Origin of the sequence: Perlabentimonas gracilis (genome assembly GCF_011174675.1) — a bacterium.
Taxonomy (GTDB): domain Bacteria; phylum Bacteroidota; class Bacteroidia; order Bacteroidales; family Tenuifilaceae; genus Perlabentimonas; species Perlabentimonas gracilis.
Window position 1 is genome coordinate 91098 of record NZ_JAANIG010000006.1, and the last position, 16346, is coordinate 107443.

General features: G+C 44.0%; 14 protein-coding genes and 1 tRNA gene. 5 read left to right on the forward strand and 10 right to left on the reverse strand.

Annotation, left to right across the window (positions count from 1 at the left end; all coding sequences use genetic code 11):
- Positions 1-78: 78 nt before the first annotated feature.
- The 8 genes from radC to G8O23_RS04460 form a co-directional block, all read right to left on the reverse strand.
- Positions 79-777: a RadC family protein gene (gene radC, locus G8O23_RS04425; protein WP_166362199.1), complete on the reverse strand. Its 699-nt coding sequence runs from the start codon at positions 775-777 to the stop codon at positions 79-81.
- 110 nt (positions 778-887) lie between these two features.
- Positions 888-1142: a 30S ribosomal protein S20 gene (gene rpsT / locus G8O23_RS04430; RefSeq protein ID WP_166362201.1), complete on the reverse strand. Its 255-nt coding sequence runs from the start codon at positions 1140-1142 to the stop codon at positions 888-890.
- A gap of 24 nt (positions 1143-1166) precedes the next feature.
- Positions 1167-1241 (reverse strand) — tRNA-Glu (locus tag G8O23_RS04435).
- A gap of 100 nt (positions 1242-1341) precedes the next feature.
- Positions 1342-1824: a hypothetical protein gene (locus G8O23_RS04440; RefSeq protein WP_166362203.1), complete on the reverse strand. Its 483-nt coding sequence runs from the start codon at positions 1822-1824 to the stop codon at positions 1342-1344.
- Positions 1825-1876: 52 nt separating this feature from the next.
- The gene (locus G8O23_RS04445) at positions 1877-2449 is read right to left on the reverse strand and encodes a GNAT family N-acetyltransferase (protein ID WP_166362205.1); all 573 of its coding nucleotides are present in this window, start codon (positions 2447-2449) and stop codon (positions 1877-1879) included.
- Positions 2450-2471: 22 nt separating this feature from the next.
- Entirely contained in the window at positions 2472-3863 is a 1392-nt protein-coding gene (locus tag G8O23_RS04450; RefSeq protein WP_166362207.1) for a UDP-N-acetylmuramate--L-alanine ligase, read from the reverse strand.
- An 89-nt stretch (positions 3864-3952) separates the two neighbouring features.
- Complete coding sequence (locus G8O23_RS04455) at positions 3953-5254, reverse strand: sensor histidine kinase (protein WP_166362209.1); 1302 nt, start codon at positions 5252-5254, stop codon at positions 3953-3955.
- Between the two features lie 184 nt (positions 5255-5438).
- Entirely contained in the window at positions 5439-6809 is a 1371-nt protein-coding gene (locus tag G8O23_RS04460) for a sigma-54-dependent transcriptional regulator (RefSeq protein ID WP_166362211.1), read from the reverse strand.
- A 236-nt stretch (positions 6810-7045) separates the two neighbouring features.
- Between G8O23_RS04460 and G8O23_RS04465 the strand changes: the two genes are divergently transcribed.
- Positions 7046-9373, forward strand: coding sequence for an ABC transporter permease (locus G8O23_RS04465; RefSeq protein ID WP_166362213.1), 2328 nt, complete (start codon positions 7046-7048; stop codon positions 9371-9373).
- Positions 9374-9449: 76 nt separating this feature from the next.
- Positions 9450-11771, forward strand: a complete 2322-nt coding sequence (locus G8O23_RS04470; protein ID WP_166362215.1) for an ABC transporter permease — start codon at positions 9450-9452, stop codon at positions 11769-11771.
- Positions 11772-11791: 20 nt separating this feature from the next.
- Here G8O23_RS04470 and G8O23_RS04475 read toward each other — a convergent pair whose 3' ends face one another.
- Positions 11792-13144 carry a sensor histidine kinase gene (locus tag G8O23_RS04475; RefSeq protein ID WP_166362217.1) on the reverse strand — a complete coding sequence of 451 codons (1353 nt, stop codon included), beginning with the start codon at positions 13142-13144 and terminating at the stop codon, positions 11792-11794.
- Positions 13145-13166: 22 nt separating this feature from the next.
- Positions 13167-14537 (reverse strand): sigma-54-dependent transcriptional regulator, encoded by a 1371-nt coding sequence (locus G8O23_RS04480; RefSeq protein WP_166362219.1) that lies wholly within the window; start codon positions 14535-14537, stop codon positions 13167-13169.
- A gap of 199 nt (positions 14538-14736) precedes the next feature.
- Here G8O23_RS04480 and G8O23_RS04485 point away from each other — a divergent pair, with 199 nt between their 5' ends.
- The 3 genes from G8O23_RS04485 (at position 14737) to G8O23_RS04495 (ending at position 16202) form a co-directional block, all read left to right on the forward strand.
- A complete protein-coding gene (locus G8O23_RS04485; protein ID WP_166362221.1) occupies positions 14737-14982 on the forward strand; it encodes a hypothetical protein in 246 nt (81 codons plus the stop codon).
- A complete protein-coding gene (locus G8O23_RS04490) occupies positions 14979-15272 on the forward strand; it encodes a type II toxin-antitoxin system RelE/ParE family toxin (RefSeq protein WP_166362223.1) in 294 nt (97 codons plus the stop codon). Before G8O23_RS04485 ends, G8O23_RS04490 begins: the two co-directional genes overlap by 4 nt.
- Positions 15273-15506: 234 nt before the next feature.
- Complete coding sequence (locus G8O23_RS04495) at positions 15507-16202, forward strand: ABC transporter ATP-binding protein (RefSeq protein ID WP_166362225.1); 696 nt, start codon at positions 15507-15509, stop codon at positions 16200-16202.
- Positions 16203-16346: the final 144 nt, after the last annotated feature.

Sequence of the window (16346 nt, forward strand, 5' to 3'; positions counted from 1 at the left end):
AATTGTAAATCGGTTCGAAAATACTAATTTAAAGCCAATGTAAGCAATTTTGCCACTCTATTTTGAGGCATTTGTACTCTACAACATATTATTGTCAGCAAACGAGAAGCACTTTTGGTTGGTAATAATTACGTGGTCGAGCAGGCTGATGTCCATCGTTGTTGCCGCCTGCTTTATTTTCTGTGTAATCTTTTGGTCGTCGTCGCTAGGGTGGTTGTTGCCCGAGGGGTGGTTGTGGCACAGCACAATGCCAATGGCCTGATGATCCAGTGCGGTTCGCATTATCTTTCGAACATCAACCACAGTTGCAGTAAAACCACCTTCGCTAATGCGAACCCGCTCGATAATTCTATTGGCTCTATTCAGCAGCAGAACCCAGAACTCTTCGTGGGCTAGGTCGGCAAGCAGGGGCTGGAATAGCTCTATTACATCGTTGCTCGAGGTGATTTGCTTTCGGTTAATGGCCTCGCTCACTTTTCTTCGCCGGCCCAGCTCCAGGGCAGCCATAATGGTAACCCCCTTGGCTTGTCCTATTCCCTTTGTTTTGGTGAAATCTTTTAGGCTAAACTTGCCCAGCTCGTTGAGGTTGTTGTTGGCGCTGCTTAGTATGCGTTGCGCAATGGCAACTGCTGTTTCGTTTCTAGTGCCAGAGCCAATTAGGATGGCCATGAGCTCAGCATCGCTTAGGCTAGCAACGCCTTTACTTATCATTTTCTCGCGTGGGCGATCATCTAAGGCCCACTCCTTAATGGTTAATGGTTTGCCAACTTCCTGCATGGTAGCATCTATTTGCAGTAAGAAAGTTACAAAAAAATGGGGCAGGGAAAAGTATATTGCAAAAAAAAGCTCGCCACTGGCGAGCTAAACCCTAAATCTACCTTGTAATACTATTGTAGTGCGTTAACGTGAAGAGCCAGTGAACTCTTCAGGTTTGCAGCTTTATTCTTATGAATAATGTTCTTCTTGGCCAGCTTGTCCAACATCGATGATACCTTAGGAAGCATCTCTTGTGCAGCAGCCTTATCGGTAGTGCCTCTTAAAGCCTTAAGGGCATTACGAGTTGTACGCGCAAAGTACTTGTTGTGAACCCTACGGGCTTCCGACTGACGAATTCTTTTGATTGCTGACTTGTGGTTTGCCATTTTGCTAACTATTAAATATAAAAGTGGTAGCCCGTAGGGGAATCGAACCCCTGTTACCAGGATGAAAACCTGGCGTCCTAACCCCTAGACGAACGGGCCATCATTTCAATTGTTGTATTGCCTTACCATCGTAAAGCGGGTGCAAAGGTAATTGAAAATTTATTTCTTGCAAAAAAATGTATGAAATTTTTGAAAAAAATTACTTGAAAGTGTACCTGATGGAAAGCCCGGAGTTGAACCATATCCCAAAGTCATTTACAATGTTAAGTATTGGAAGGATATCAAGGCTTAAAGATATTGGTGCACTTTCAAAAACGTATTCTACTCCAATTATTCCATCTACCCCAAGGAATAGTTCCCCACCTATTGAGCCTGCAAAGGGGCTATTGTCATCGGCCTTAGCTGTTGCGAGGTGAGCTCCGCCTCCGTAGTACCATTCAAATCCAGGTGCGTCAGGTATTCGGTTGTGGATTTGGTAAAGGCCTGTTATCCCAATACCTCCCCATCCAAAGGAAACTATACCCTCTGCAGCCGTGTTGCTGGTTAGGAACTGTTTCACTGTCACCCCCGATGGGTAACCACCGCGCAAACCAACTCCAGTATTGTATGTGTGCTGGGCTTTTGCTTCTGCTGAAAATAATGTTAGTACAAAAAAGATTGCTAAAAAATGCTTGGCTTTCATACTTCGGATTTAATGTTAGTGTTTTACAATGTATCGATTGTCAAAAAAAAATCTAATCAAAATCTAGCTCCTCTTGAAGCTTATTCCCTTTGCATACCCTAATGTAATACTTCGACAGGGTGTTTCGCTCCTGCGCCTCCTCATCAATAGGGATTGGCTTAAAGCCCAACTTTTTTAACGAGGCCATGGCTGCTTTATTGTCAAGATCGGCTTCAATGAGTATGGTTTTAAAAAGATTAGCTTCCTTGGCCCAATCCAAGATGCCTAGCATAACCTCGGTTGCATACCCATTCCTTCTGTATGGTGGTTCAATGCTAAAGAAAACTTCCACCTCTTCGTTTGCTGTGGGTTTCCCGTTAAATGTGAACTGCCCAACAATACACTTCTTCTCCCTATCAATCATTGTCCAAAGGGTGTAAAACAGGTAATCGCAGGTTTTGTTGTCCCATACGTCGGGGGTTCGTTCAATCATCTCGGCCAGCTCTTCGCAGTAGGCTGTGGGTAGTTCTAACCCCGACACTTGGCATTTAGCCCTCTTTTCGAACTCAGCTCTAGACCTGATAAGAGTTTTAAGCTCATCTAAGGCTAAGGGCACTACGTCTATTCTTTCGGTTGAGATATTCATAACGGTGGCTTTTGGTGGTTTTTTAAATGTCAAGGTATCTTCTGGGGAAGATATCGTCGTCGGTTATGGCTTCGGCAATGCTCTTAATGTCCAGGCCCGAAAAGTTGCCCGATGACATTAGCAGCAGGTTGGTGTTGTCCCAAAAATGTTCCGTTAAAAATTTCTGTAAATCTTGGCTGTTGGTAAATATGGTGAGGTTTGAGCAGTTGAACTTTTCCCTAACCGTAGCCTCTGCTATAGGGGGCAGCTTCTTGTGCTCAAGGGTTTTCGGGTTGTAGTATACTATTGGCATGTCGGCTGTGCACAGGGTGTTTTTGTACTCATCCAAAAAGTTGGGGTTTAGGCTGCTAAAGGTATGCAGCTCGAGGCAGGCTACCAACTTGCGGTAAGGGAAGGTTTCTCTTAATGCTTGGACCGTGGCCTTCACCTTCGATGGGGCGTGGGCAAAGTCGAGATATACATCGGTAGTTTCGGATTTTTGGATAAGCTGCAGCCGTTTTTCTGCACCGCAAAAGCTTGATATCGACCTGTAGAACAGGTCTTCTGTAACGCCCAGTAAGGAGCAAACCGCTTTGGCTGCCGAAATGTTCTCCATGTTATGGCTGCCCATCACTTTTAGCTCCAACTCCCCGTTGGGGGTGTCGAGGTATGTTTTTTCGATGTTTACATGGTGGGGATGAGCCGTGTACGGAGTCTTTTTAATGGTTTCGCTCGCTTGGCTGGCTACTCGAACAACATTCTCGTCGTTGGCGCAGTACACGAGATGCCCGTTGGGTTCAATGGTATCTACAAAAATTTCGAATTGCTTTTCATACTTCTCAAAGGTGGGGAACACATTGATGTGATCCCAAGCAATGCCTGATATTACAGCTATATGTGGCTTGTAAAGGTGAAATTTCGGACGGGGATCGATGGGCGAGGTGAGGTACTCGTCGCCCTCGAAAATTGCAATATTGGTGTCGGTCGATAACTCCACCATATTCTCAAATCCCTCAAGCTGGGCGCCCACCATGTAGTCGAATTTTTGGCCGGCCTCTTTAAGCACGTGCATAATCATTGCGGTGATGGTGGTTTTGCCATGGCTTCCCCCAACTACCACGCGGGTTTTATTTTTTGTTTGCTCGTAGAGATACTCAGGGTATGAGTAAATTTTTATGCCCACTTCTTGGGCTCGAAGAAGTTCCGGGTTGTTGCTTCGGGCATGCATGCCAAGCACAACCGCATCAATTTCTTTGGATATCTTTTCTGGAAACCAACCAGTCTCGCTAGGGAGTAGGCTGTGGTGTGCCAGCCGGCTCCGCGAGGGCTCAAAAATCTCGTCGTCGGAGCCAGAGATGCTGTAACCCTTCTGCTTCAGAGTAATGGCTAGGTTGTGCATGGCGCTACCGCCTATGGCGATGAAATGGATTCTCATAGCTAATATTTGCTGCAAAGTTAGGCAAAAAAACACATTGCCCTCCATTAAAATATGTAATGAGGGTCTTAATCGAGTACTTCTGGTAATTAACTACTTTTAAGCCGAAGGGTGAATATGGTGTCGCCAGATATGGATCTGCTCAACGATAGAGAACCTCCTTGAACATTTGCCAGCTGCCGAGATAGGCTTAGCCCTATGCCTGTTCCGTTTTTACGCGTTGTAAAGAATGGAACAAATACTTTGTCGTGTAGCTCGGGGGGTATACCAGCACCATTGTCTACAATTTCAATAAAAACATTATTGGCACTATCTTTCCAAGCAGATAATTTAATTATAGGAGTTTGCTTGGCTTGGACGGCTTCGATAGCATTTTTTGTCAGGTTTATCAGTATCTGTTCAAGCATACCTCTGTCGGCCAAGACAGTAATACTACCAGCCGTTACGATGGTGCTGAAGTCAATGTTGTGGTTTTTCAACTCATCATTTAGAAGGATTTTAATGCTTTCAAATAGGCTGATGATATTTACACCTACTTGATTTGGCTTAGGGATTAGGGTTAAATTGCGGAAACGGGTAACAAATTCAACCATCCCCGAACTTCGCTCTTCAATAATTTTCAATCCTTGAGTTATGTCGGCAATAACTTCCGGAGGGTATATGGTTTGCCCATCAGGTAGTTTGCTGTTCTCGCTTAGCAGCTCGAGTAGGGTTGATATGGTGGAGTTGATAGGCCCTGCCGAGTTCATCAGCTCGTGAGTAAGTACGCGGATTAATTTTTGCCATCCCTCCATTTCCCTCGCATCCATCTCATTCTTTATGTTTTGGAATGATATTATTTTAACTTCATCGTTTCTAAACTTTATCATAGATGCTCGTACCGAGAGCTGCATAAGATTTCCAGAACGGAAAAGGCTAATTAACCTTTGCTCGTTTGGCTCAATAGATTTAAGGGTGCTCGAAAGGGTGGGCTCAAGGTTCTCAAGATTGCCGAAGGTTTTTAAATTGCTAATTCCGAGCAATTTTTTTGCTGCAGAGTTGGCTAAGGTGACATCGCCTCGCGAGTTAATTGATATAATCCCTATATTAATATGTTCAATAAGCGTTCCCAAATACTCGTTTTGCTGTTGGTTCTCAATTTTAACCGCTTGGAAACTTTCGATAATATCATCGAATTTCTTATAAATCTCCGAAAAGTCCTTACCCTGTAGGCGATGGGCAAATTTTGAGGTTGAGTCGAAACTCTTAAGCGTGTCGAAAAATAGTTCTAATTCCCGGTTTATGGCGTTTTGGCTCCGAACTAACAGTAATACCTGAGCTATAAGAACAACTAGCAAGTTGGCTAGGATTAACCAATCGGGATGAATGATTGCGAAGTAAGCTATAACCATACAATTGATGGTAATGCCGGCAATCCTTAGCCAAATATTTATGTGGTGTTTTTTTAGGAGCATTTTGATGATGCAGGATATCTATAGCGATTTTTGGTTGTGCTTAAAAGAAGCTTGATTGAATGCTAAAGTAACGCATTTTCGTAATACAGTATTTGGTTTGCTATTCAGATTAGGTGTTTTGTTAGATTCCATATTCTCTAATCTTCCTGTACAGAGTCTGCCTCCCAATACCCAGCTCCTTGGCCACGGCCGAAAGATTGCCCTTGTTTCTTTTTATGGAGTTGGCTATCAGTATGGCTTCGGCTTCGTTTAGGCTTATGGGTTTATCGCCAAGGTTATTGCTTTCAGCAGTTGAATGGATTAGTAGATCGTTTGGCGAAATTCGTTCACCTTCACACATAATCACAGCGCGCTCTACAGCATGGCTAAGCTCCCTCACATTGCCAGGCCAATTGTAGGATGATATCCTTTCGCACACGCTAGGGCTGAACGATAGCTTAGACTTGCCATACTTCTCGCCAAATTTCCGGAGGTAGTAGTTTGCGATTTGAATAATATCATCACCTCTAACCCTAAGGGGCGGGAGTTCAACCTGTATGGTGTTTATCCTATATAACAGGTCTTCGCGAAAATGGCCGCTTGTGACCATTTCACCAACATTTCTATTGGTTGCGCAAATAAGTCGAACATCAATGGGTTTGGTCTTCGTATCACCAACGGGTGTAAACTCGCGGTTTTGAAGAACAGTAAGCAGCTTGGCCTGCATGGGTTGTGAAAGATTTCCTATTTCATCGAGAAATAGGGTGCCCCCATGGGCAAGGGCAAGCCTACCCATTTTATCGTCCTTGGCGTCGGTGAAAGCTCCCTTTTTGTGACCAAAGAGCTCGCTTTCGAAAAGGGTTTCGGTAATTGTGCCCATATCAATGGTTAGAAAAATGCCACTGGCTCGGGCCGAGAGCCGATGAATTTCCCTTGCCACCAGCTCTTTCCCGGTGCCATTCTCTCCTAGTACAAGAACATTTGCATCGGTTGGGGCTACCTTGCTGATAACCTGAAACACCTCTTGCATTGGGGGCGATTGACCGATTATTGCCTGAGAGTTTTTGTTGATGCTCTGCTTTAGATCAGCCTGTTCGGTTCGGAGGTGACTCACCTCACGCTTGGATCGGCTTAGCTCCATTGCGCTGTTGAGCGTTGCTAGTAGTTTTTGGTTGTCCCAAGGCTTTAGAATAAAATCGGATGCGCCCTCTTTCAATGCTTCTACAGCTAGCGCCACATCGCCATAGGCGGTTATCATGATGACCACCTGGTTTGGGTCTAGCTTTTTTATCTCCTTGAGCCAGTTTAGCCCCTCTTTACCCGTATTCTCCGTTAACTCGAAATTCATATCCAGAATCACCACATCAACCTGGTGCTTGCTAAGAATTGTTGGGATATCGTTGGGGCTTTCTGTGGAGATTATTTTAGCAACCTTACGCTTAAGGAATAGGGTTAGGGAGTCAATTACACTTGGGTTATCGTCAACAATTAGGATGGTGCCTTGAGTTGCCATATGGTTTGGGGATTATGTCGAGATCAAATGTAGAAATTATATGCGAGCAGGCAAAACGATTGGATGATTCTGGTACAGTTGATGGATGATTTTAGCACAGGGGATGCGCTAGTTAATCTAGTTAGAGTAGACATAAAGGACAGATATACAGTGTTTAGTAACTGTTGGCACATCCCTTGAAGTGATCTCAGTACCCTTTTGCTGGGTAATACTTGAATCCTTAAATTGATTTCGATATGTTTCTTAACTACATCCTCACCGCATGGCGGAGCCTACTAAAAAACAGGATAGTGTCCATTATCAATATTGGAGGGCTAACCATTGGACTGGCTTCGGCCGTGCTGGCTATCCTATTTGCCCACCACGAGCTTAGCTATGAGGATTGCCACATTAATGGCGACCGGGTTAGCCGGGTATATATAAGAGGAGAGTTTGATCAGCTGCAGTGGATCCCCACAAGTTTTGGCCCCGACGGTCCATCGCTTCAGGAACTATTCCCCGAGGTTGAAATGTTTTCCCGCTCGTTTAACTTTGGTACCGCTACGGCTAGGGTAGGCGAGAACAACTTCTACGAGGAGAATGTATTTGCCTCCGATTCGAGCCTGTTCAGCATTCTTACCCTCCCCTTTGTGAGCGGTGGGGTGTCGCCTGAATTGAATACCGCTGTAATCTCAGAAACGATTGCTCAGCGCTACTTCGGCTCTCTAGATCCAATAGGTCAGGTTATTCGCATGAACCTTAACGATGAGAAGGGGGATTTTATGGTAACCGGCGTTTTCGAGGATCTTCCATCCAATACGCACCTTACCATGGAGATTATTATACCCTTCGATTTTGTGAAAAGATATAGTTGGCTACAACCCAACGAATACAGTAGCACCTCATTCATCACCCTGCTGCTAACACGTGAAGGAACCGATATGCAGGCGCTAAGTAAAAAAATTGAGTCATCCTACAAAATACCAGTCGATATTGATGGTATTGGAGCCTTCCTGATACCGCTTAAGGAGATACATATGCGAGGGACCTGGCAAAACAACAAGGGGAAACTCTTGGTCTTCCTAATTAGTGGCTTATTTGTGCTAATCATCACCAGCCTGAATTACATAAATCTCACCAATATTCTTTTCTCGACACGTAACCGCGAGGTTGGCATACGCAAAGTAAACGGTGCACGACAAAAACACATTTTTTATCAATTCCTAACCGATACGCTGCTCTCCACGCTTATTGCCTTTAATCTGGCTATTGTTGCCATTAAACTTGTGTTGCCATGGTTTAACCAACTAATGGTTACCGAGATAACCATAAAACCCAGTGCCAATTCGCTAGTGCTTATGATGTTGATATTTGTTGCAACGGTTATCCTGTCGGGTTTATACCCTGCATTACGTTACTCCTTTCAGCGGCCTATTGCCCTTATGAGACCCGTGGCCAATACCCTGGGCAGTAAGGGGCGATCACGATGGGTACTAACCACATTCCAATTCTTTCTAGCCATTATTTTTATTCAGTTTATCCTTGCAACAAACCGACACACCAACTACCTGGAGGATTACACCTTTATGAAGTACAACGCTGACAATGTAATCTGTATTAGCGGAACGCCTTGGGGCGACTTGAATGTGGTAAGGGAGCAGCTGCTTGCAAATCCTGCTATTGACGCAGTTGCATGGGGGTCAAATATCCCCGAATGGAACCTGTCGCTAAATACCGAGTGGAAAGAGGAGGGAAATCAGACCATGGCCTCGGTGTTTTTTTTAAACGAGGACTATATAGATGTTTTTGATATATCGATGGTAAAGGGGCGTTTCTTTTCTCGTGACTTTCCCTCAGATAAGGAGCTAAGCATTGTTGTTAACCAACTAGCCGCAAATGAATTGGGGTACGACGATCCCATTGGCAAGCAGGTTATGCTCTATAATGAGTACTACAATATTATTGGGGTAATTGACTCTTACCGATCGGTTCCCCCCATTTTCGATCTTATCCCCCTGCTTATTCGTCCTAGCGGAAATGTAGCTAATTTCATCACCATAAGGGTAGATCCCGCCCTCCGAAAGGAAGCTCATGAGCACATTACCAATACCCTGAATGGTTTCAATTCCGATTACCTCGTTGAAATGAAATACCATAAAGATATATTGTATGAAACGAAGGAGGCTAAGTCATTCGTCTCGGCATCGCTGCTGATGAACCTTTTCTTTATGCTCACCATTATCACATCGCTAGTTGGGCTATTCGGACTATCCCTTTTTATTGCGCAGCGGCATAGGCGCGAGGTGAGCATACGGAAGGTGTTTGGGGCTTCAATACCAACAATCATGCTCATGCTATCCAAAGGGCTTATTATGCAGGTTATTATTGCCATTACTCTAGCTACCCCCGTGGCAATGGTTCTGGTAACGGGGTATCTTTCGGTTTTCCCATCGGACTTTAGCTTAGGGTTGCCTTTTTACCTTATGGGCGGTGGGCTGGCGCTAGTACTTGTGCTGCTCACCGTAGGTTGGCAAACATGGAGAGCAGCGATGGCAAATCCTGCGGAGGTTCTACGGAGTGAATGATAATTGAGGAACTCAAGGACATACGGATAACCAATACTAAATATGTAAAATAATAGACAACTAATTCAATATCATTATGTTTATCAAAAATTTTAAGATTTTCATCAAACAGCTAATGCGTAACAGGGCATTCTCCTTTATAACCATAGCGGGCTTCTCTTTTGCGCTAATGTTTGTAATACTGCTAAGCGTTTACGTTACGCAGGAGTTTTCGGTTGATAGTTTTCATGAGAATAAGGATAGGATTTACCGTCTTGTAACCGAGAACTCTTCATCCTTTCCTCCCCCAATGGGCGAAGATCTTATGGGTAAGTATCCAGAGATTGAAAACTATACCCGATTTTACCGATGGCGTGGAACTACTAGCCGCGATAACTCGCAGAAGCATACCCTTGATTTTTTTCTGGTAGATAGCTCGTTCTTCAATATCTTCTCATTTAAGGTGATAGAAGGCAACCCTAAGGAGATGCTACTTAGCAAAAACTCCATCGTACTGGTTGAGTCTTATGCTAGAATGCTCTTTGGCAATGAGAATCCAATAGGCCAGGAGATAAGCGTGGACGATAGGCTTAGCTTTGTTGTAACAGGAATTGTGGAGGATTTTGGCCCCAACACCCATTTCCCTGAAACTAGTGGCTTGGTGAATTTTTCCGTTCTGGAGGATATCTGGATGAGTAAAACAATATTGACCGATTACGGCAACTGCTCGTTTGTGCTATACCTTATGGCAAGACCCAACACCGACTTGCCCTCAAAGGCAACAGAGATACTTGCTGGTTTTAAGGAAGATTTTTGGTTATACAGCCAAGGTTTTGCCAAAGAGTTAATTTTTGAACCACTGCAAGAGGTCTATTTTAGCAAAAAGGATGGGCAGGGAGTAAAGAACAATAGTAAAACCATTGTAACAATGTTCTCTTCAATAGTTGTACTTATTCTTTTGCTTGCCATAATTAACTACGTAAATCTTTCGTTGGCCCAATCGAGCTTCCGCAGCCGTGAGGTGTCAATAAAGAAATTGTTTGGGAGTTCGCGCAGCAACGTGTTTTTTCAGTTCGTTTTAGAGTCGGTGATGCTTTGCTTGCTGTCGTTTAACTTTGCCTTGGTGCTAGCTAAACTTGCCGAGTCAACATTTAACAATCTGCTAAGTTCCAACGTGAACATTGGCCAATCATTTAACTGGACAACCTCTTTGATTTATATTGCGGGTATAGTTATTGTTGGAGTAGTATCGGGCTCCATACCAGCCATAACATTATCGAGGTTCAGTGCCGTTGAGGCGCTAAAGGGCGCCTTCCGTCGTAAGTCCAAGGGAACAATTAGCAAGCTCCTCATCGCCTTCCAATATACTGCTGCCATAGCGCTTATAGCCTGTACTTGGATAATCTCGAATCAAACCAGCTACCTTCGAAATTTCGACTTAGGGTTCAAAAGGGATAACATCGTATACTTTGGAAACCCAATAAGTACTGGCGAAAAAGAGGCGTTCAAGAACGAGCTTAAACGAATTGCTGGAGTGGTTGAGGTGGCCTATACGGCAGGAAGCCCTCTTGATGGTGGAAACAACAACTCAATATCATCTGATGATGGACAAAAGGTGAGCTTTCAGGTGTTCAAGGTCGATTCTGCCTTTTTTAATATTTTTGGTATTACCGGAACGCCAACTGGAGCGGCCTACTCGCCACGCTCCTATTGGATAAACCAAACGGCCATAAGGGAACTCAACCTTGAGCCTCTTCCTGTGGAGTTTTCGTTGGGGCGTTCAAAGTTTCCAATTTACGGTGTGATTAATGATTTCCATTTCCGAAGCCTATACCAGCCCATAGGCCCTGCGTTGGTTCAAATACTTCCCGAGAAGGGATACCCTTGGACTGTTTTTGTTAAGATTGAGGGTAGCGATCCAGCATCAATTATACAGAGCATAAAAAACGTAAGTGACAAATTTACTGAAGGCATTCCCATTGAACCAAAGCTGGTAGATGATGCTATAGCCAAATGGTATGAGCGCGAGGAGAAGAATGCCAAGGTTATAGCTTATTTTTCGCTTCTTGCAATTGTTATCTCTGTAATGGGGATCTTTGGTATGGCTGCTTTTTACATAACCCAAAGGATTAAGGAGATTGGAATACGAAAGGTGAATGGTGCAACCGACCTGCAAATCATGGGGATGTTAAATAAGGGGTTTATTAAATGGGTTGTTGTAGCAATGATAGTTGCGATTCCAGTTGCTTACTTTGTAATGGAAAGATGGCTGCAAAGTTTTCCCTACAGAACACCTATGCATTGGTGGGTGTTTCTTCTTTCAGGCTTGGTAGCCGTACTGGTGGCCTTGGTAACCGTTAGTTGGCTTAGTTACAGGGCTTCTACTAGTAATCCGGTAAAGGCATTACAATACGAGTAAAAGTTAGGTGGACAGATCCTCTATCCAAAGTGGAGGCTAAAGGTCGTTTCGGTATGGGCTATGGATTTCACTTTAAGGCTTGCATTATTTAATCGCGCTAGCTGACGTGAAATGCTTAGCCCAATGCCGTTCCCGTTTTCGCGGGTGGTGAAGAAGGGCACAAAAATCTCATCAATCAGCTCGGGCGGAATACCGGGTCCATTGTCGGTAACGGATATAACCACCTCTCCCTTAGGTGAGGCTTTGCATAAAACTTTTATGAATGGATCAGCTGATTCGGTGAGTGCATCGGCAGCGTTTTTCAAAATATTTGTAAGTACTTGCGATATTTGACCCTCGTCAACCCTTAAGATTTGCAATTCATTCTCCACCTCCACCGAGATGTTGATCTGGTTTTCGCCATATAGCGAGTTGAACAGCATTAGGGTTTTATCTAAAAGATTCTTCACATGAACTTCGGATATTTCAGGCTTAGGAAGCCTAGTGAGCTTTCGATAGTTCTCTACAAAACGTGTTAGCCCTTGCCCCTGCTCACGAATTACCCTTAGCCCCTGAATGGTTCTCTTTATTAATCCTTCGTCAACCTCGCTGGTGGTTATGGGGTCGCTACCCTTCACAAACTGATTGGATAGGTTTTCGGAGAGTGAAGTTACCGGCGCAATGGAGTTCATTATTTCGTGAGTAAGCACTCGTATTAGCTTAAGCCACGAGTCCAGCTCCTTCTCGTCCAACTCCTTGCGTATGTCCTGCATCGAGATAAGCCTAAGCTGCTCCTGGTCGCTTTTAAAAGCGCTAGCCTTAACCAGTAGGGTAACCGGACCATTCTTGCAGCTTATGGTTATGGTTTTTTCTTGGTTTGCCTCAATCTCCTTCAGTAGCTTGGCCAACTTTGGGTCAATCCGTTCTAGCTGGCGGATATGGGTTAGCTGGTTTAGCCCTAGCAGTTTTTTTAGACTGGTGTTGGAATTGATAATGAAGCCCTGGCTATTTACCGATACTATACCCACGCTAATGTGCTCAATCATTGCCTCAAAATACTTCTCCTGCCGTTGATTTTCAATATGAATCTTCTCGATTTGCTTGGAGATACGCCTAAGGTTTGCGCTAAGCTTTTTCAGCAGTTTATCACCAGCGTAGTCGGGGAGCGATAGGCTAAAATCGTCGTTGCAAACAGAATCGAAGAAGTAGGCTATTTTCTTATTGATTTTATTTGTGTACCAAATCAGATTAATAATCAATATAACGATTAGCAGTAGCAATGCTAGGATGTTGTATATGGGCTGTCCGCTGCTTTGTGCCCACCCCGTGTATAAGCTTAGCAGGGCGATAACTACTATGCGGATAGCTATATTTAGGTAGAATGATCTGGTCATACGTTGTTAGGGTTAAGCATACCTACTGATTAATACCATACTTTCGCATCTTGTTGTAAAGGGTTTGCCGGGTAATGCCCAGCTGGTTGGCTGCAGCCTTTATGTTTCCCGCATTTTTTTCGATGGCTAGCGTAATCATCTTTTTTTCCATCTCATCGAGCTTCACAACATTTGTGTCGGCTTTGTGGCTAACAGTTGATCCCGAGAAGAAGTCGTGCACCTTTAGCTTGCCCGATTCGCTCATAATTACTGCTTTTTCAATGGTGTGCTCCAGCTCGCGGATATTGCCCGGCCAAGAGTAATCGGTTAGCTTCTCCTTGGCTTGCTGCGTGATACTAAGCGATGGCTTACCATATTTTTCGGAATACTTGGTAAGGAAATGCTCGGCCAGTGGCATTATGTCATCCTTACGGCGACGCAGGGGAGGCACCTCAATGTGTATTGTATTTATTCGGTACAGTAAATCCTCGCGAAACTCGCCGTTATCAACTAACTGGTTCATATCCTTGTTGGTGGCGCAGATAAGCCTAATGTCGATGGGGTTGGGTTGGTTTGCCCCAACCCTTGTAACCTCACGGTTTTGCAGTGCTACTAGTAACTTCGATTGGAGGTTTAGCGGTAAGTTTGCTATTTCGTCGAGGAAGAGCGTGCCACGATTTGCCAGCTCAAATTTTCCGGTGCGGCTCTCGTGGGCATCGGTAAATGCGCCCTTAACGTGGCCAAATAGTTCGCTCTCGAAAAGTGTCTCACTTACAGCGCCCATATCAACGGTTACCATAATCTCATTGCTGCGCACCGACATGTTATGTATTCTGCGGGCTATTAGCTCTTTGCCCGTTCCATTCTCACCTGTAATTAGTATGTTGGTGTTGGTCTGGGCTACCTTATCTACGGTTCTTAGCACATCCAGAATGGCTGCAGAACTGCCAATGATCTGCTTATCCTCTCGGTTTATGCTTCTGATCAAGTCCTTCTCCTTCTGCTTAAGTCCCTCAATCTCCATTTTCGATAAGCTCAACTCAATGGCCGATTTTACCGTTGCCAGCAGTTTCTGGTTTTCCCAGGGTTTTAGCACAAAATCGGTGGCTCCCGCCTTGAGTGCCTTAACTGCCAGCTCCACATCGCCATAGGCGGTTATTAGCACAACCGATATGTCGGGATGATTTTCCTTAATGCGTTGAAGCCAGTAAAGCCCCTCGTTGCCGGTGTTCACCCCGGCTTTAAAGTTCATGTCGAGTAGCACCAGATGGTAGCTGTTGCTTTGCAACTCCGATAATAGCAGATTTGGGTTCGATATGCAGCTAACCTTGTTATATTCTGGCGCCAGTAGCATTTCTAGTGCCAGTAGCACATTCTTGTTATCGTCAACAATTAGGATATTTCCTTTGGCCATTTTTTAATTCTATTAAAAAACAAATATAGATGTAGTGGGATGTAAATGCAAAGATGTGTAAAAATATTTGACACGTCTTTTTGTAACCGTATAATTTTAGTTGTTTAAATGGGCATAATTGCCAATTAAAACTCTGTAGCTTGGAACCCAAACCTAAATAATTCGTTAAATTTGTAAGAGTTTAGAAATCAATCAAGCCATGAATACAGCAGAAATAAAACTGGATCTGTTTAGAAAGATTGACCAGCTCAATGAACCCGAATTAAAAAAGCTATACAGCAAGTTTTTAGCTGTTTTAAGTTCAGCCTCAACCTACAAACTCACTGATTCTGAAAGATCAGCCGTTGATGAGGCAATAAAAGCCAGTGATAGTGAGCAAAAGTATTCTCATAGCGAAGTAATAAAAGAAGCTAAGCTAAAATATCCAAACCTAAAGTTTAAATGAGAAAGGTTTATTGGAGCAACTTAGCTAGACTCGATTATTTTGCAAATATTGACTATCTCCTTCAGGAATGGTCAGAGAAAGAAGCACAAAACTTTATTGACGAAGTTAACGATTTGGAGTTCTTGTTAAAGCAAGGACTTGTCGATTTTCAAGGTACTGATTACCCAACCGTAAAGCGCTGTATTGTTTGTAAGCAGGTTACACTTTTCTATAGGATAATCGACAACCATAACATTGAGCTGCTTCGTTTTTGGAACAACTACAAGGACAAAAGTAAATTGATGCTATAGTTTTTAAAAGTATATCTTCAAAGTTTTTATAGTTCACCCCCCATCCGCATTAACAGTGTGTATAATTATTTGACATAAAGGTGTCAAGTAATTATACAGCCGCTTACTACTCACTGTATCTATATCCCTCACAATCTTTCGTTTTCCCTTTTTGGCATAGCTTTGGATTATATCTTTTTTTGGAGAAAAACATATAATTCTGAATCACTACTTACTACTTAAAAAATAATAGCTATGATTAAAACAGTTAACCTAAACAAAATCTTCCGTACCGACGAGGTGGAAACCCTGGCATTGAATGAAGTAAATTTCTCAGTTAAAAAAGGTGAGTTTGTTGCCGTAATGGGGCCATCGGGATGTGGCAAGTCCACTCTTCTTAATATTATTGGAATGCTCGATAACCCCACATCGGGTCAGTACCTTTTCGATGGACAGGAGGTAGGTAACCTCACCGAGAATAAACGAACCGATATCCGCAAGGGCAATATAGGATTTGTTTTTCAGAGTTTTAACCTGGTTGATGAACTGAATGTGCACGAAAATGTGGAGCTACCCTTGGTTTATATGCGCATAAAGGCTAAGGAGCGTAAAGAGATGGTAAATGCCGTGCTGGAGCGCATGAAGATTAGCCATCGCCGCAACCATTACCCACAGCAGCTATCGGGCGGACAGCAGCAGCGCGTTGCTATTGCCCGTGCCGTGGTGGCCAACCCCAAGCTAATACTTGCCGATGAACCCACAGGAAACCTTGACTCCAAGAATGGCCTTGAGGTGATGAACCTGCTCACCGACCTCAACCGCGAGGGTGCAACCATAGTAATGGTAACACACTCTATGCACGACTCGGAGTTTGCGCACCGGGTAGTGAACCTATTCGATGGAAAAATCCTTACCGAGAATATGAAGCGTGAGATGGAGGTGGTGCTGTAGGGAGAGAGTAGTCGGTGATCAGTGATCGGTAATCCCTGCCTGCCTTGACGGCAGTCAGGCAGGGGTGATCGGTGATCAGTAGTCGGTAATCTCTGCCTGCCTTGACGGCAGTCAGGCAGGGGTAATCGGTAGTCGGTTCATTAT

Bases quoted from the DNA above. Each gene is read 5' to 3' on its own strand.
- G8O23_RS04450 (WP_166362207.1), bottom strand. From the start codon at position 3,863: ATGAGAATCCATTTCATCGCCATAGGCGGTAGCGCCATGCACAACCTA.
- G8O23_RS04480 (WP_166362219.1), bottom strand. From the start codon at position 14,537: ATGGCCAAAGGAAATATCCTAATTGTTGACGATAACAAGAATGTGCTA.
- G8O23_RS04465 (WP_166362213.1), top strand. From the start codon at position 7,046: ATGTTTCTTAACTACATCCTCACCGCATGGCGGAGCCTACTAAAAAAC.
- G8O23_RS04445 (WP_166362205.1), bottom strand. From the start codon at position 2,449: ATGAATATCTCAACCGAAAGAATAGACGTAGTGCCCTTAGCCTTAGAT.
- G8O23_RS04485 (WP_166362221.1), top strand. From the start codon at position 14,737: ATGAATACAGCAGAAATAAAACTGGATCTGTTTAGAAAGATTGACCAG.
- radC (WP_166362199.1), bottom strand. From the start codon at position 777: ATGCAGGAAGTTGGCAAACCATTAACCATTAAGGAGTGGGCCTTAGAT.
- G8O23_RS04440 (WP_166362203.1), bottom strand. From the start codon at position 1,824: ATGAAAGCCAAGCATTTTTTAGCAATCTTTTTTGTACTAACATTATTT.
- G8O23_RS04495 (WP_166362225.1), top strand. From the start codon at position 15,507: ATGATTAAAACAGTTAACCTAAACAAAATCTTCCGTACCGACGAGGTG.
- G8O23_RS04470 (WP_166362215.1), top strand. From the start codon at position 9,450: ATGTTTATCAAAAATTTTAAGATTTTCATCAAACAGCTAATGCGTAAC.
- rpsT (WP_166362201.1), bottom strand. From the start codon at position 1,142: ATGGCAAACCACAAGTCAGCAATCAAAAGAATTCGTCAGTCGGAAGCC.
- G8O23_RS04475 (WP_166362217.1), bottom strand. From the start codon at position 13,144: ATGACCAGATCATTCTACCTAAATATAGCTATCCGCATAGTAGTTATC.
- G8O23_RS04490 (WP_166362223.1), top strand. From the start codon at position 14,979: ATGAGAAAGGTTTATTGGAGCAACTTAGCTAGACTCGATTATTTTGCA.
- G8O23_RS04455 (WP_166362209.1), bottom strand. From the start codon at position 5,254: ATGGTTATAGCTTACTTCGCAATCATTCATCCCGATTGGTTAATCCTA.
- G8O23_RS04460 (WP_166362211.1), bottom strand. From the start codon at position 6,809: ATGGCAACTCAAGGCACCATCCTAATTGTTGACGATAACCCAAGTGTA.